The 14,943-nt window shown below is 57.7% G+C and carries 14 protein-coding genes; 7 read left to right on the top strand and 7 right to left on the bottom strand.

Annotated elements, in window-relative coordinates:
* Positions 1-25 precede the first annotated feature (25 nt).
* From ACXUPB_RS06155 to ACXUPB_RS06165, 3 genes are read left to right on the top strand one after another with little or no spacing between them, the layout of a single operon-like run.
* Entirely contained in the window at positions 26-952 is a 927-nt protein-coding gene (locus ACXUPB_RS06155) for a carbohydrate ABC transporter permease (RefSeq protein WP_101146077.1), read from the top strand.
* Positions 945-1,823, top strand: a complete 879-nt coding sequence (locus ACXUPB_RS06160; protein WP_290696493.1) for a carbohydrate ABC transporter permease — start codon at positions 945-947, stop codon at positions 1,821-1,823. The genes ACXUPB_RS06155 and ACXUPB_RS06160 overlap by 8 nt, the downstream gene beginning before the upstream one ends.
* Before the next feature lie 37 nt (positions 1,824-1,860).
* Complete coding sequence (locus ACXUPB_RS06165; protein WP_472955880.1) at positions 1,861-2,982, top strand: ABC transporter ATP-binding protein; 1,122 nt, start codon at positions 1,861-1,863, stop codon at positions 2,980-2,982.
* Positions 2,983-3,079: 97 nt separating this feature from the next.
* On the opposite strand, the gene ACXUPB_RS06170 is transcribed toward ACXUPB_RS06165, so the two are convergent.
* From ACXUPB_RS06170 to ACXUPB_RS06190, 5 genes are all read right to left on the bottom strand, one after another.
* Complete coding sequence (locus tag ACXUPB_RS06170) at positions 3,080-4,720, bottom strand: BCCT family transporter (protein ID WP_472955882.1); 1,641 nt, start codon at positions 4,718-4,720, stop codon at positions 3,080-3,082.
* Between the two features lie 108 nt (positions 4,721-4,828).
* Positions 4,829-5,866 carry a YcjF family protein gene (locus ACXUPB_RS06175; protein WP_295708572.1) on the bottom strand — a complete coding sequence of 346 codons (1,038 nt, stop codon included), beginning with the start codon at positions 5,864-5,866 and terminating at the stop codon, positions 4,829-4,831.
* Complete coding sequence (locus ACXUPB_RS06180) at positions 5,863-7,266, bottom strand: YcjX family GTP-binding protein (RefSeq protein WP_472955885.1); 1,404 nt, start codon at positions 7,264-7,266, stop codon at positions 5,863-5,865. Before ACXUPB_RS06180 ends, ACXUPB_RS06175 begins: the two co-directional genes overlap by 4 nt.
* Positions 7,267-7,375: 109 nt before the next feature.
* Positions 7,376-7,567, bottom strand: a complete 192-nt coding sequence (locus tag ACXUPB_RS06185) for a hypothetical protein (RefSeq protein ID WP_035555947.1) — start codon at positions 7,565-7,567, stop codon at positions 7,376-7,378.
* 61 nt (positions 7,568-7,628) lie between these two features.
* Positions 7,629-8,498: a D-hexose-6-phosphate mutarotase gene (locus ACXUPB_RS06190; protein WP_472955888.1), complete on the bottom strand. Its 870-nt coding sequence runs from the start codon at positions 8,496-8,498 to the stop codon at positions 7,629-7,631.
* A gap of 174 nt (positions 8,499-8,672) precedes the next feature.
* Here ACXUPB_RS06190 and ACXUPB_RS06195 point away from each other — a divergent pair, with 174 nt between their 5' ends.
* The 4 genes from ACXUPB_RS06195 to ACXUPB_RS06210 all read left to right on the top strand — a co-directional run bounded on the left by ACXUPB_RS06195 (position 8,673) and on the right by ACXUPB_RS06210 (position 13,478).
* On the top strand, positions 8,673-8,915 hold the full coding sequence (locus ACXUPB_RS06195; protein WP_035555944.1) for a GlsB/YeaQ/YmgE family stress response membrane protein: 243 nt from the start codon (positions 8,673-8,675) through the stop codon (positions 8,913-8,915).
* Positions 8,916-9,069: 154 nt separating this feature from the next.
* Positions 9,070-11,535, top strand: coding sequence for a DUF1266 domain-containing protein (locus ACXUPB_RS06200; RefSeq protein WP_472955890.1), 2,466 nt, complete (start codon positions 9,070-9,072; stop codon positions 11,533-11,535).
* Between the two features lie 93 nt (positions 11,536-11,628).
* The gene (locus tag ACXUPB_RS06205; protein WP_472955893.1) at positions 11,629-12,261 is read left to right on the top strand and encodes a C40 family peptidase; all 633 of its coding nucleotides are present in this window, start codon (positions 11,629-11,631) and stop codon (positions 12,259-12,261) included.
* A 26-nt stretch (positions 12,262-12,287) separates the two neighbouring features.
* Positions 12,288-13,478 carry an MFS transporter gene (locus ACXUPB_RS06210; RefSeq protein ID WP_335597462.1) on the top strand — a complete coding sequence of 397 codons (1,191 nt, stop codon included), beginning with the start codon at positions 12,288-12,290 and terminating at the stop codon, positions 13,476-13,478.
* On the opposite strand, the gene ACXUPB_RS06215 is transcribed toward ACXUPB_RS06210, so the two are convergent.
* Positions 13,475-14,089, bottom strand: coding sequence for an ABC transporter ATP-binding protein (locus ACXUPB_RS06215; RefSeq protein ID WP_339934047.1), 615 nt, complete (start codon positions 14,087-14,089; stop codon positions 13,475-13,477). The genes ACXUPB_RS06210 and ACXUPB_RS06215 overlap by 4 nt on opposite strands.
* Positions 14,082-14,915, bottom strand: coding sequence for an ATP-binding cassette domain-containing protein (locus ACXUPB_RS06220; protein WP_472955895.1), 834 nt, complete (start codon positions 14,913-14,915; stop codon positions 14,082-14,084). Before ACXUPB_RS06220 ends, ACXUPB_RS06215 begins: the two co-directional genes overlap by 8 nt.
* Between the last annotated feature and the right edge of the window lie 28 nt (positions 14,916-14,943).

The following is a 14,943-nucleotide window of genomic DNA, read 5'->3' on the forward strand; positions in this document are numbered from 1 at the left end:
CTTCTCCATGAGAGATTCCCTCCCCATGAAAAATACCTCTGCGACGCCTTTAGGGGCTGGCGCTAAGCGGTCGACGCCCTCCGGTGGTTTGCAGGCGTGGCTGCCTCGCCTGGTGCTGGCACCGTCGGTGGCCATTTCGCTGTTCTTTGTTTACGGCTTCATGCTGTGGACGTTTGTGCTCTCGCTAACCAGCTCGCGCATGCTGCCCAGCTACGACTTTGTCGGCTTTGGCCAGTATTCACGCCTGATGGCCAATGAGCGCTGGTGGGTCGCCTCGACCAACCTGATGATTTTTGGCGTGCTGTTCGTGGTGATATGCCTGGTGATTGGTTCGCTGCTGGCCATTCTGCTCGACCAGAAAATTCGCCAAGAGGGGGCGCTGCGCACGATCTATCTCTATCCCATGGCGCTGTCGTTTATCGTGACCGGGGTGGTGTGGAAGTGGCTACTCAACCCGCAGTTGGGTATCCAGGCCATGGTCCAGAGTTGGGGCTTTGAATCGTTTCGCTTTGATTGGATCACTGACCCGGATATGGCGATTTATACCCTGGTGATTGCTGCCGTATGGCAGGCGTCAGGCTTTGTGATGGCGCTCTTTTTAGCCGGTCTGCGGGGCATCGACGACAGTATTGTGAAAGCAGCCCAGTTGGACGGTGCCAGCCTGCCGAGGATTTATTGGCGCGTAGTGATGCCTTGCCTTCGCCCCGTGGTGTTCAGCGCGGTGATGATTTTGGCCCATATTGCGATTAAGAGTTTTGACCTAGTCGTCGCGCTCACTGGCGGCGGGCCTGGCTACGCAACCGACTTACCCGCCACCTTTATGTACGCTCATGCCTTTACCCGGGCGCAGATAGGTTTGGGCTCTGCCAGCGCCATGCTGATGTTGGGCGGCGTGTTGGCGATTCTGATTCCTTATCTCTATTCCGAATTAAGGAGCCGCAAGCATGGCTAATGTGATTCGTCGTCAGACGCCCGCTGCGCGGCTTTTTCGTGGTCTGCTTTACGGCGTGCTGATCCTCGCCGCGCTGTTCTATATCTTGCCACTGGTAGTCATGCTGATGACCTCGGTGAAGCCGCTGAGCGAAATCAGCGCCGGGTCGCTGCTCTCGTTTCCGCAAAATCCGACCCTGGCGCCATGGACGAAAGCCTGGGGCGAAGCCTGTACCGGCATGCGCTGTGATGGCGTCGGCGGCTACTTCTGGAACTCCTTTGCGATTGTGATTCCCGCGGTGCTGATCTCCACCACTATCGGAGCCCTTAACGGCTATGCACTGACCAAATGGCGCTTTAAAGGCTCTGAATTAGTCTTCGCGCTGATGCTGTTTGGCTGCTTTATTCCTTTTCAGGTGGTGCTGCTGCCCATGGCGCAAACCCTCGGCTGGCTGGGGATCTCCAGCTCCCGCGCCGGGTTGATCCTGGTTCACGTGGTCTTTGGTATCGCTTTCACCACGCTGTTTTTCCGCAACTTCTACGTGGGTATTCCCAATGAGCTGGTCTCTGCTGCCAAGCTGGATGGTGCCGGATTCTTCCGCATCTTCTGGCGCATTCTGCTGCCGGTTTCCGCGCCTATCATCGTGGTGTCGGTAATTTGGCAGTTCACCCAAATCTGGAACGACTTTCTGTTTGGCGTAGCGTTTTCAGCCCACAACACCCAGCCCGTTACCGTGGCGCTTAACAACCTGGTGAATACTTCCACCGGCGTTCGCGAGTACAACGTGGATATGGCGGCGGCAATGATTGCCGCGCTGCCTACCCTGGTGGTGTACGTGCTGGCGGGAAAATACTTCGTGCGCGGGCTGACAGCGGGTTCGGTTAAAGGTTAGTTATTTTAAAAGCCTAACAAAAATAGGGTTCCTTATTATGGCAGCGTTAGAAATCCACAATGTACGCAAAGAGTTCGGCAGCGAGCGGGTGCTCAAAGATGTCAGCATTTCGATCGATTCTGGCGAATTCCTGATTCTGGTTGGCCCCTCGGGCTGCGGCAAGTCCACGCTGATGAACGCCATTGCCGGGCTAGAGCCGGTGACGTCCGGCAATATCTATATCGATGGCGAAGACGTCACCTGGCGCACCCCCGCGGATCGGGACATCGCCATGGTGTTTCAGTCCTACGCGCTTTACCCCAGCATGACCGTACGCCAGAACATCAGCTTCGGGCTTGAGATACGCAAGGTGCCCAAACCCGAGCGGGAAGCAGCCGTGGAGCGGGTAGCCGACTTACTGCAAATTACCCACCTGCTGGAACGCAAGCCTGCGCAGCTCTCCGGCGGCCAGCGTCAGCGGGTAGCCATGGGGCGGGCGCTTGCTCGGGAGCCCAAGGTCTACCTGTTTGACGAGCCGCTCTCTAATCTGGATGCCAAGCTGCGTGTGGATATGCGTACCGAGATCAAAAAACTCCACCAGCGCCTGGGTACCACCATCGTTTACGTTACCCACGACCAGGTCGAAGCCATGACCCTGGCCGACTGCATTGCGGTGATGCGCGACGGCTATATTCTGCAGCTCGGCTCCCCGGATGAGGTCTACAATAACCCGGTGGATATGTTCGTAGCAGGCTTTATGGGGTCGCCATCGATGAACTTCATTCGCGCCACGCTGGAGGATGACAATGGTGGGTATCAACTACGTATTGCTACACCGGAAGAGGCGGACTTGGTTCTGCCCTGGCCGGAAGCGCGTATCGACGCAGACATGGCTGAACGGCTTAATCAGCCGGTCATCCTGGGGCTGCGCCCAGAGCACTTCAGCGAAGAGGATGAGCGGTTAACGTCCCAAGCCGAAGGAACGCTGCTGAGCGCTAGTGTGGCGGTAGTCGAACCTACCGGGGCGGATATCCTGCTGCGTTTACCCCTGGGCGAACAGGAAGTAACAGCCCGTGTTGGGCCGAAATGCGCGGTGGCTGCTGGGGAGCGACTGGCGCTAAGGGTAGATATGGGGCGGGCGATCTTATTCGATGCTGAGACCGAGCAGCGTATTGCGTAAACCACGTGGTTCGAACCTGTTGTGAAATAGTAAGGCCCTCTGCTGGTTTCAGCAGAGGGCCTTTTTTACAGTTGCCTAAAGGTTTTAGCGGCAGGTATCACTTTCGGATAAGCCGCAACTCGCCATTGAGCGCCTTGATGATCGAGTAGCACATTAGCAACATCACAATCGAGAACGGAATAGCGGTGGCGGTGACCCCTGCCTGAAGCGCGGTCAGACCCCCACCGATAAGCAGCACAATCGCGATGAGGCCCTCGATGACCGCCCAGAACATCCGCTGTGGCCGCGGAGCATCGATTTTGCCACCGGCCGTGATGGTATCGATGACCAGGGAGCCGGAATCCGAAGAGGTGACAAAGAAGATTAGCGCCAGGATGATGCCCAGGGTCGACATCAGGCCAGTCAGCGGTAGCTCGTTCAGCATGCCGAACAGCGAAAGCTCGGGTCTGTAGTTGTCGATGACATACTCTTTCACCAAGCTGCCCGCCGGGTCAGCGTAAAGCTGCTCAAGCGCCGTCGAGCCAAACACGCCCATCCAGACAAAGATAAACAGGCTAGGCACCAGCAAGACGCAGAGGACAAACTCACGCACCGTACGGCCCCGTGATACGCGGGCAATAAACATCCCCACGAAAGGTGCCCAACTGATCCACCACGCCCAGTAGAAAATCGTCCAGGACTGGCGATAGGCATCGTCGTCACGACCGAAGGGCGCGGATAGAGGAATAAAGTCCGTCACATAGGTAGTAAGCCCCGACCAGAAGCCGCTTAGTGCCAAAAGCGTGGGGCCAGCGAAGAGCACGAAAAAGAAGAACAGAACGGCCAGAATCATATTGATCTCGGAGAGCTTCTTCAAACCGCCCTCAAGACCGCGCCAAACCGACACCAGCGCCACTGCCGTTACCAGAATGATGACGATGACCTGGGTTAAGGTGCTGACTTCCAGGCCGAAGACAAAGTTCATCCCCGCATTGGCCTGCTGAGCACCCAGCCCAAGGGAGGTCGCCAGCCCGAAGAGGGTGGAAAACACCGCCAATATGTCGATGACGTGCCCCCACCAGCCCCAGACTCGCTCGCCGAGAATTGGGAAAAAGGCCGAGCGGATCGAGAACGGCAGTCCCTTGTTATAAGTAAAGATGCCCAGCGCTAACGCCATGACCACATACACTGCCCAGCCATGGATCCCCCAATGGAGGTAGGTGCCAGCCAGTCCTAAGGCACTGGCATCGGCAATAGCGGCTGGATTTAACTCACCGTCAGCACCAAACGGAGACTCGACGCCTAAGGGCAGCGAGACGTTGGCGTGATAAACCGGTTCGAGTACACCGAAGAACAGCAGGCCGATACCGATGCCCGCCGTAAATAGCATCGCGAACCAGGAAAGATAGCTGTGATCCGGCCGGGCATCGGCACCGCCCAGCCTGACTGAGCCATAAGGCAGCACCACCAGTGCCAAGCAAAACAGAATAAAGAAATCGACCAGAATCATGAAATACCAGTCCAGTGTTCCCGTCGAGAAAGAAACAATGGACTGAAAGGTGCTCCCCGCCTGCTCTGGGAACAGCAGGGTGAGAACGATGAATATGGCAGAGGCAAGCGCGGAGACAACGAACACACGGTTGTGGATATCGAAGCCGATGGGGCCAAACTGGCCCTTGATATTGTCCTGACCGACGACATAGTCGGTCTGCATGTCGCTCCCTGCCGGGGGCGACTCTGACTCATTGGGGTGATTCATGCACTACGTCTCCTCATTGGAGAATGCTATGTTAAACCCCCATCATGAGCATAATCAGCGTTGAATCCCATCTTGTGATCAAAAAGAGCGCCGCCACCGTTTACACGCTTAGCGATTCTGCGGCACTTTATCTTTATCCAACTGTTTGATTTGACGCCACAAATCTTGACGCAGATCGGCGATCTTGGGTTGCTCATCGGCAGTGAAGGGCACAGGTCGGCAGAGGCGCTGGGCGCGTAATCCAAGGCGGGCGCTAAGCAGCCCGGTGGCGAGCCCTTGGCCTGCACGGGCGGAGAGACGCCCGGCCAAATCGAGCGAGAGCATGTCCATGCTGGCGTCGGCGGCCAGTTCACTGGCACCGGCAAAGGCCATGTTGTGCAGCACGTTACGAAACAGCCGCAGGCGGCTGGCATAGCCCAGCTCAAGGCCGTACAAGCGGCAGAGGCGATCTACCATCGCCAAACTACGCCAGGCCACCAGCGCCATGTCCACCAGCGTTAGCGGGCTGATGGCGACCATGATCGCGGTTTCCCCGGACATGCGGGTAATCAAGCGTTGGGCTTCGCGGTCGCGTGGTGCCAGCAGGTGATAGCGCAGCAACGTTTGAATCTCTTCCCCGCTATGGTGCGGCTGGCTGGCGCGTTGAAAGGCTAGCCAGTGGGGATCATCGTCGGCGAGCTTTAGCTGGCGCCTGAGTTGCTCGGCCATCGCCCGAGCCTGTTTGGGGGAGCGCAGCGGCAGCTCGGCGAGATTGCCGCGCAACTTATCGTGGCGTTTCAGGCGGCGCAAACGTCCCAGCTCTTTGAGCAACGAGAAAGCGCCCAAGCCAATCAAACTGATCCCGAACAGCTGCCAAGCCATCTCGAGCCAGTGAGATTGTGCCAGTGCGTCGGGTATTCCGGTCACCAGCTCAGCGGTGCCCAGGGCCGCGCCCCCTGCCAGGGCGAACAGCAGCCCCCAGCGGCGCTTGCGTGGCGCGCCTAGGCTGGCGGCGGGCAGCGCTTTCTCTTCGGCCAGCGGTGCCAGGGGATGGTGCTCGCTGGTGCCTGCAAACGCTTCCCGTTGGCGCAAGGGCGCCTCGGCATCCACCGCCGCTTCCGGTGTGTCATCCAGCGTAAAGTGGCGCCGTGGCTGTGGGGTGGTCATGTTAGTTTGTCTCCAAGCAGCCAGTCGATGGCGGCGTCCATGCGGATATGATCAAGCGCTTCCGAAGTGGCTTGCATCGGGCGAAAACCAGGAAAATCGAAACCTTGCTGCTGCCAAAAATCGGCAGTGGGGAGCCGGGCAGGCACATCGCCTGGGTAGACCAACACCTCTTCGCCTTCCAGTGTCGTACCGCGCAGTGCGGGTGAGCGCTTACCTTCGTGTGTTACTTCGCGAGCTTCAGTGGCGCGAATCGAGGCCAGTGAGAGCGCTTTGACCGGAACATTGGCAAAGCGTAGGTCTTTCAAGGGCTCCGCCAGTAAGGCTTCCAATAGCTGCACCACGTTGCCGTGTTGGTCGGGGGTGACATGATCGGCTTTGGTCGCCGCAATCGCCAAGCGGTCAATCTTGGGCGCGAACAGCCGTGTCAGCAGGCTGCGCTTGCCGTAGTCGAAGCTGTGCATTAACTGGCGCAGCGCACGGGAAAGGTCTTCAAACCGTTCCGGCCCGGCGTTTAGCGCCCCCAGCACGTCGACCAGTACGATCTGGCGGTCAAAGCGACGGAAGTGATCGCGGTAGAAGGGCTTGACGACCTGTTGCTGGTAGTAGCGAAAGCGCGCGGCCAGCGTGGCGTAAAGGCTGTTGGCAGGTAACGCGTCCAAGGCTTCTTTCGAGGTGGCGTGATGGGAAGAATTCAGCTGTGGCAGCGGGAAAAACTGCAGCACCGGCGCGCCTTCGAGCTCGCCAGGCAGCAAAAAGCGACCCGGCTGTAAGTCGGAAAAGCCGGCCTGTTTAGCGCGCCGTAAACCTTGGGCATACTCTTCTGCCAGGGCAGCCAGTTGAGCCTCATCGGCTTCGCCTGCCGGGTCGAGCTTCTCCACCGCCGCTAGCCACTCGCTAAACAGGCCACGGCGCTGTTCGCCTGCGTACAGCGCCTGAGCCTGGCTCCAGCTATAAAAGTCGTGCTGCAGTAGTGGCAAATCGAGCAGCCACTCGCCGGGGTAGTCGAACAGGTCGAGAGTGAGGTGGGCAATTTCTGGGGTTAACCAGCCGCTGCGGGCAGGGCGGTAGCGTAGCTGTAAGCGTAACTCGCTGATCCCGCGGGTGGGCTCCGGCCAACGCGGGGGCGTATCGCGCAGTGCAGCCATGCCGGGGTCGTAGGGAAAACGCGGCACGCCCAGGTCGGGCTGGTTAAGCCGCTGGGCGCCGAGCAGGCGGCCTTCCCTGGCAGCGGGCAGCAAATCGAGCCGCGCCTCAACGCCAGCGTGACGCAGTTGATTGACCAGCGAGGTCAAAAAAGCGGTTTTGCCTGCTTGCGAGAGGCCCGTTACCGCTAAGCGCAACTGGCGATCCCGCCCCCGCTCTAACAAATTGCTCAGTTCGCGACTTAACGGCTGACGCATCCTTTCGATCCTTTTATGGCTCTTGCCAACTTAACGCGGTCCCGTCTCTATTCAAAACTGGGTCTCTTCATAATCAGCCCAGTTCAAAACAAGCCGGGCTGTATGACCATTACTGGCGAAACATTAATAGTAGCTGTGAAAGCATCGGTAGGGTGGCAATCAAAAAGCCGATCCCCGCCAACGTGTAGCCCGGCCAGCGGCGAGTCATTTTTTGCGCCAAGGTAAGACCCACTAAACACACCACCATGCCGATTAAATTAAAGGCTAGCGTAGCGGCCTCTAGCCATTGCTGCGGATCCATTGGATCTCCCTAGCTCAAATGAAAGTGAGCGCATGATAGCAAAATATTGATGAACCGAAGGTTAACCGCGGCTGAGGGTGGTGCCTAACAGGTGCTGTGCTCCGGGCACCAGCCAGACCGGGTCTAGGCGCGTATTGGCCGCTTCAACGCAGATAAACTGGCGTGCTACCTCGGCGGGAGTGTCGCTGGGCAGGTCGTGGTTGGGATGCCACACCACGGTGGAGTCGCTGGACTGTTTGCCGATGCGCAGGCTGCGCTCGCCATCGTTGAGCAGCACGGCTTCATTGGTGTGATAAATGCGGTCAACGGCGCCCTGAACGGCCAGCGTGCCCTGCTGCTCACTCTCAGCAAAGTCGCGTAGTTTGTCGAGATAGCGGGCGCCGGAAAGGCCTTCCAAGCGGCACTGATGGGTGTCAGCAACGGCTAAATAGGTGTGCAGCGCACCGCTGGTTTTGATCGGCGTTTCGCCGATGTTTTCGCTAATCAGCTCAACGTTTAAGCGTTGGGCGTTGGCTTGTACCACCAGGCGCGCGGTGAGCATTGTATGCAGGGGCTGCGCCGGGGAGAGGTGGAGTTCAATTCCCTCGGCGTGCTCATCGACGGCGTCCAAATGCCATTCAGCGTGGCGGGCAAGGCCATGGAAGGGACCGTCGTGGTTGGGGCTCTCATCGGCATAGCGCTCGTCGGCGAACCACGGCCAGCAGAGCGGAATACCGCCCCGGATAGCGCCTGGCAGCGCCTGGGGCGTTGGCGTCAGCCATAGCCAGTCGGTGTCGCCTACAGGGCAGAAGTGCAGTACTTGAGCGCCCTGGAGGCTAATTACCAACTCGCCCCACGGCATATTGAAAAGCACCACGTCTCGGCCTTCCCACTGGGCCGTTTGTTGCCCTTGAGTGCTTTTAACCAGTTGATTGAGCGAGTCGGGGATCATGAATTTTCCTTTAAGAGTTGCCAAGCAGCTATACCGGTAGGCGCCGAACACTAACGCTGTGTGCTATGGTAGAACAAGCGTGACTAGTAGGTAAAACGCCTACTAACATACGTAGTGGAGATACATAGCTGAAATACGTACTTGAAACCCGTCATTAAATAGTAAGGAGACTATATGGGCTTTATTGCATGGTTAATTATTGGTGGTTTAGCTGGTTGGATTGCTGGCAACATCATGCGCGGCGGCGGTTTTGGCATCCTGGGTAATATCGGTGTCGGTATCGTTGGTGCGGTCGTGGGTGGTTTTTTGTTCAGCCTTCTTGGCCTCTCTTCCGGTGGCTTTATCGGTTCGCTAGTCACCGCGACCGTGGGTGCTGTGGTACTGCTTTGGGTAATCAGTAAGGTTAAAAAAGCGTAGCGATTGAGTTGCTACCTGTAAAACACCGCCCGGCCTTGTGCCGGGCGATGTCGTTTTATACTGACGCTATCGGTGTTTCGCGCCACTTCCGTTACACTGGGCGGCCTTATTCCGGCGCTTTGTCGGTGCCACTGTGTTTTTTTCGAGGTGCTTCTTGATCGACGCGTTAAATGCCTGGTGGGCCCAACAGCTCGTGCTGTGTGATTGGGCGTTTACTCCTCATCCGCTGGCGGTCGATGCAGGCGCTGCTGAGCAGCGTTTGCTGCAACTGGGAATTACCGATCGGGGAGAGCTGGCCGAACAGCTGTTTCACGGCCTGGGTGCACCTGCAGGTCGTGCCGATCGTCTATTAGGCGCGCTCGAGTGGGCTGCGCTTGCCGGAGCAGCGGGTTGGTTAGAAGCAGATCAGTCACGCGCCTGGGCGCACCATTTAACACGTCGTATTACCAGTGATTACAGCGATCTGCGTGCATGGCTCGCCGATCTGCGTCGTGCCTTGGGTGCCAGAGGCTGGGAAAGTGGCGCTGATGATCGCTTTATCGATGCCTGCCAGGCGCTGGCCAATCTCGAAACCGATGGCGAAGGCGTTACCTGGGAAGCACTTGAAAATGCCCTGGCTAAACTGCCTGCCCCTGCTTCCCTATGGCCGCAACAGCCAGCGGCTCAGAGCTGGCGACTATGCGCGCTGTTTCGGCCGATCATCGTCTATCCTGCAAGCCAAACCGACTGGCCCGACGCCGCTGAGTGGCTGGCCCACGTGTGGGATGTCCACGACCGCGATGCGCTGCTGGGGGTAATGTTGTGGCTAGGCGCCCAAGGCGAGCGCCAGCGCTGGGATATCGAAGCCCGCGAACTATTGAGTATGGACGGCGCTCAGCGTATGGAGTGGCAGCGTAGCGTAGTAGAAGAGTCGCCCTATGCGCCCGTATTGAATAAATTTGTGACTCAGGGTGAGCCGCTGGAGTGGGCCGCCTGGGATTGGCTGCGGCTTGTCGAGCTTGCCTGGGCGGGCGCCTGCTGCGGTTGGCTCAGCCAGGACGAAGCCGATGACTTGGCGGGGCACGCCGCCGATTTGATCAGCCGTCGCTACCATGACTGGTACGCGGTCCTTAACGCCTACGGTCGGGGGCAAAGCCTGTTTGATGGCATTGACCGGCGAGGCAAAACACCCAGCGAGCGGCATCAGCTACTGCTGCACAGCACTTACAGCCCCTGGAAACGGCCGCCGGGCGAACTCTTGGACGAACCCACGCGGAAGGCCTCTCAAACGCGTATTCGACAATGGCGCAACACGTCCCATCACTGGCTGTTGGCCTTGGCCAGCGTTCGCGAACCGGATGTAATGTTGCGTCAAATAGACCCGTCAGCTGCGCTTCCAGAAGAGCAGCGTGCCGATGCGGCGCTCTATTTGCAGGAGTCGCTGGGCCTGCACGCCGATGAAGGTGCTCATGCGTTGGCGCGCTACTGGCTACCCGCTCAGGCGCATCATCTTAACCAGCTGGCGGCTGACGCGGTACATGGCGTTTTGCCACCCTCGCAAAGTTGGTTTGGCCAACCGACTCCGGAAGAGCTTAAACAGCGTAATGCGGTTAAAGGGGTGAGCCGCCATGCGGCCACTATCCATATGGCCGAAAAATTCGCTTTCTATCTGCATATGTCCCTCGATAGCGGCTTGCTGGATCGTGGGCCATTAATGGAGTATGCCAGCGCGCTGCGCAGCTGCCTGTGCCGGTTTTACCCCAATCCCAAGCGCTTGTTAGACGCCTGGTTTGCGTGGGAGAGCTGCCTGCCTGAGCCCGAGCATGCATCGCTAATTAACGAAATTATTTGGCATATCGAAGACCCCGGTAGCCTGTTCCACTGGCTGGATTGGCGCCACGATGCTTGGCGTGAGCCGGGCAGTCGGCCCACCTTAAGCCACTTCACGGCCATGTCACTGGTCGGGCCTTTAAACAGTGCCGTATGGAGTGAACCACAGCCCGAAAGCGCCCGTGAGTGCGCTGAAATCCGCGAGTGGGTAGAGAGCCATTATCACTTGAGCAGCGCTGGGGATATGCAGGAATTTTTGACCTACATGCTCGAGGCGGGGGATCGCCAGGAGTATCAGATTAACTACGCTCCTTACACCCTCAATACCGAACGTTTAAGCGCTGAAATCGCCATTCTTGAATCTGGCGATTGTGCTGAAGACGAGCGCCACCATCTGCTTCGTTTACGTCGGGTACGCGACAACGAAGATGGCTGTAATGAAGTCGATATGGCGGCCTGGGATATTGCCCAACTGGTCGATCTGGCGATTGCCGCGCGGCAGCTAGGCTGGCTGGATAGCGCTGCTTTCGCTAAGGTGCTGGATCGTGCTTACCAATTGGCGGCGGATCACTACGCCGGATGGCAGGAGTACGCCATGGGCATGTACGCTGGCTTCTCGTTTTTTATGGGCGAAACCCCAGAGCGGGAAAGCTTTTTAGCCGGTTTTCGGCAGGCGCTGGTGGCCTGGATATGCGGCGCGCCGGTCTTGGCCGGGCCGTGGGTTAGCATCGATTTTCCAGGCAATAAACCGCGCCATTTTGCGCCACTGCATATTGATACCCTGCCGGGCGATCAGCGCACCTTACATTAGGCTCGCCAAACATAGGATAACTAGCTTATAGTCGTGCGTGGAAAAATGAGTTTTGTCATACCGACCCCTTATCAATGTCACGAGGTTAATCGCATGGTTGCGTTGCCACGCCCCGCTGTGACCGCTGTTCGTGTTGTAAGTGTTTGTTTTATAGTTACATTGGTGGCTGGCTGCGCAGGTTCTACTCGACAGAGTAATATTCAGGCCCCAGAGAACTACTTCTCAATGACGTTGCCGGGAATGGGGGCGAATCCGCAAATGTCCCCGGTTGATCCCATCGATGCGCATCTGCGCAGTTTGCAAGTACCGCCGCCAACAGTGATTCGCGAGGCGCTGCTGGCCCAGCACCAGCGCTGGGCAGGAACGCCATACCGAATTGGCGGCACCTCTGAGAGAGGAATCGATTGTTCGGCCCTGGTTCGCAATGTTTACCGTGACACTTTCAATTTAGAGCTTCCACGCTCCACTCGTGGGCAAATACACGAGGGACGCTCGATCGACCGCCAAGAGCTGCAGGCGGGCGATCTGGTGTTCTTCAGCCCCCCAGGTCGATATAACCATGTCGGCATTTATGTCGGTAATGGCTATTTTCTGCATGCCTCGACCTCGAAAGGGGTGATTATTTCCAGCTTGGATAATAGTTACTGGCGGCGTTACTACTGGCAGGCGCGTCGCGCGCTGGAGCCAACGCATCTGGCCCAACTGGGCGGTAGCGTTTTCCAATAGCCAAACCGACCACTTTTAGGAATGGCATGATCGAAGCCAAAACGCGCGCCTGGTGGCGCGCCACCTTGGCGCTTTGCCTCGGCTCATTTCTTGTTTTTATTAATCTCTATGCACCGCAGCCGCTGTTGCCAGGGTTAAAGGAGACTTACGATGTCTCGACCCTGGGTGTCAGCCTGCTCATGTCGGTCTCGACCCTCTCCTTAGCCATCGCGCTGCTGGTTTTCGGCCCGCTTTCGGATGCCATTGGTCGCGAAGGCATTATGCGTATTACGCTACTGCTGGCAGGCGGGTGCTCCCTTGCCTTGGCCTTTGCGCCCACGTTTGAAAGCCTGTTACTGCTGCGCCTTGTGCAGGGCTTCGTGTTGGGTGGCTTGCCAGCAGTGGCTATCGCCTGGATGGGGGATGAGTTTGAGAAGCCAGCGCTATTAAGTGCGGTAGGGCTCTATATTGGCGCTAATTCGCTCGGCGGAATCAGTGGGCGTATTGTCGGTGGGGCCGCTGCCGAAATAGGTGGCCCCACCGCGGCATTTCTAGCGGTAGGTATCATGACGCTAATCGGCTGCGTGATATTTTGGCGATTGTTGCCCAATAGTCGCGCCTTTACTCCCCAGCGCTTCGAGCTGCGCAAAGCGGCAAGCGATTTAGGCAATCATCTGCGTAACCCGGTGCTGCTGGCCGCTTACTGCTTGGGCGGCATCAACTTTCTGATCTTTATTAACCAGTACAGCTATATCACCTTCCGCTTAGCGGCGGTGCCATATCAACTGGCGGCCAGCGGTTTGGGGCTGATTTTCTTAACTTATCTAGGCGGCACTTTTGGCTCGATGATTTCCGGTCGGTTGGCAGGACGTTTTTCGCCGGCGGCATGCATGATGGTGGGGGTGTTAATTTTAATGCTGGGCACGGCGATCACCTTATCTGAGTCGCTAGTGCTGATTATTGTCGGCTTAACTGTCAATGCCTTTGGCTTTTTCCTGGCGCATTCGTTGGCTTCCAGCTGGGTCGGTCGTTATGCCCAGGGGGCACGGGGCAGTGCCTCGGCGCTCTATCTGGTGTTCTACTATATGGGCGCTAGTTTAGGTGGCTTCTGGCTGGAGCCTTTCTGGCAGTGGGCTGGGTGGTCAGGTGTGAGCATTGGTTCTTGGCTACTGCTAAGCATTACGCTAATGATCGCCTTCGGCCTCTGGCGCTTTGAACGTCGCCAAGCGGTTAGTTAGGCGCGCATCAATTTGCCCTTACTTAAGTGCAAGCGCTTTGGGCAAAGCCGTTCTAGCAGTGCGCTGTCGTGACTGATCACCAGCACGCCCAGCTGGCGTTGTTCCGCCTCCCGTTTTAGCGCCTGCCACAGCTCAAGTTGAGTGATGGGGTCGAGCATCGTTGATATTTCATCGGCGATTAGAAAGCGTACCTCTGGTGCAAGGGCACGCAATACGCAAACGCGCTGTAGCTCTCCCCCTGATAACGATTGTGGAAAACGAGATAGCCAGCTTGGCTGCACGCCAAATGCTTGGCACTGCGCGTTAGAAGGCGTCCACGCTTCGCGTAAAATCTTGCCGACTCGCCAGCGGGGGTTAACCGCCAGCTCCGGCGATTGCGGCAGCCATTGAACGGGCTGTAACCCGCTTTTCGGCAGGGCCATACCATCTAAGCTTACCTCTCCTTCAAACGGAGCTAAGTAGCCTGCCAGTAGTTTTCCCAATGTCGATTTGCCTGCCCCTGAGTCACCGCTCAATCCTACCCACAGGCCCGCGTTCAGCGTGAGTGAAACGGAATCAAACAAAGGCGCATCGGGTGAGAAATGAAAGCTAAGTTGGCGCGCTTCAAGCAACGGTGGCCTCCTGTTCAGTCTGTGGAGCATGGCTTACCGCGTGGCTCGAAAAGCCATTGTCGGGCAGTGCTAACCACAATGCCTGGGAGTAAGTGTTGGTAAGCGAAGCGCCGCCGTCTTGAAAGGCGCGGGCCGGGGCCGTTTCGACCTGCTGGCCGTCACGCATAATGGTAACGCGATCAGCAATCGGCAGGGCGTGGCGCAGGTCGTGGGTAATTAATATCACCGTTTTTCCTTGGTCGGCCAGTCCGCGCAGTGCATCTAAAACACGCTGGCGCTGGAGAGGGTCTAGGCCCACGGTGGGCTCATCTGCAATCACTAACGGTGCCTGACTAACATGAGCCATCGCCGCCAGTACGCGACGTGCCATGCCGCCGGAAAGCTCATGGGCGTAGGCCTGCTGGGCGCGAGCATCTAGCTGGTAGTGGTCTAAGGCACGTTGGGCGGAGTGTCGAGCGTGACGTGACGAGTGTCCGGCGCGCTGGGCCGCCCAGGCCACTTGGCGTTTGGTGCGCGCCAGTGGGTCTAGTGCGTTAAGCGACTGAGGAATAAGCGCCAGCTCCCGGCCGCGAAGCTTGCGTTGACGTGATGCATTCAGCGGTTCGCCCTTGTAGCCAATTTGCCCACTCAAACGAGCAGGTGTTGGTAGTAACCCCATCACTGCGTAGGCCAAGAGACTTTTTCCAGCTCCTGAAGCGCCGACCACTGCATGCACTTCACCCGCGGAAAATTTTAGTGAACATTCATTCAGGCAGGTGGCCCATTCACGCTTCCACCAGGAGACATATAACGGTAGCTGTAGCGACAGCTGATCAATCGTTAACACGGTAAACCTCCCATCAGTAATCTCCTTG

Source organism: Vreelandella sp. DA03-1M, assembly GCF_055725665.1.

Excerpts from the sequence above, each read along its gene's own strand:
- ACXUPB_RS06210 (WP_335597462.1), top strand. The coding sequence starts at position 12,288 with ATGATCGAAGCCAAAACGCGCGCCTGGTGGCGCGCCACCTTGGCGCTT.
- ACXUPB_RS06180 (WP_472955885.1), bottom strand. The coding sequence starts at position 7,266 with ATGCGTCAGCCGTTAAGTCGCGAACTGAGCAATTTGTTAGAGCGGGGG.
- ACXUPB_RS06170 (WP_472955882.1), bottom strand. The coding sequence starts at position 4,720 with ATGAATCACCCCAATGAGTCAGAGTCGCCCCCGGCAGGGAGCGACATG.
- ACXUPB_RS06185 (WP_035555947.1), bottom strand. The coding sequence starts at position 7,567 with ATGGATCCGCAGCAATGGCTAGAGGCCGCTACGCTAGCCTTTAATTTA.
- ACXUPB_RS06195 (WP_035555944.1), top strand. The coding sequence starts at position 8,673 with ATGGGCTTTATTGCATGGTTAATTATTGGTGGTTTAGCTGGTTGGATT.
- ACXUPB_RS06205 (WP_472955893.1), top strand. The coding sequence starts at position 11,629 with ATGGTTGCGTTGCCACGCCCCGCTGTGACCGCTGTTCGTGTTGTAAGT.
- ACXUPB_RS06165 (WP_472955880.1), top strand. The coding sequence starts at position 1,861 with ATGGCAGCGTTAGAAATCCACAATGTACGCAAAGAGTTCGGCAGCGAG.
- ACXUPB_RS06155 (WP_101146077.1), top strand. The coding sequence starts at position 26 with ATGAAAAATACCTCTGCGACGCCTTTAGGGGCTGGCGCTAAGCGGTCG.
- ACXUPB_RS06175 (WP_295708572.1), bottom strand. The coding sequence starts at position 5,866 with ATGACCACCCCACAGCCACGGCGCCACTTTACGCTGGATGACACACCG.
- ACXUPB_RS06190 (WP_472955888.1), bottom strand. The coding sequence starts at position 8,498 with ATGATCCCCGACTCGCTCAATCAACTGGTTAAAAGCACTCAAGGGCAA.
- ACXUPB_RS06160 (WP_290696493.1), top strand. The coding sequence starts at position 945 with ATGGCTAATGTGATTCGTCGTCAGACGCCCGCTGCGCGGCTTTTTCGT.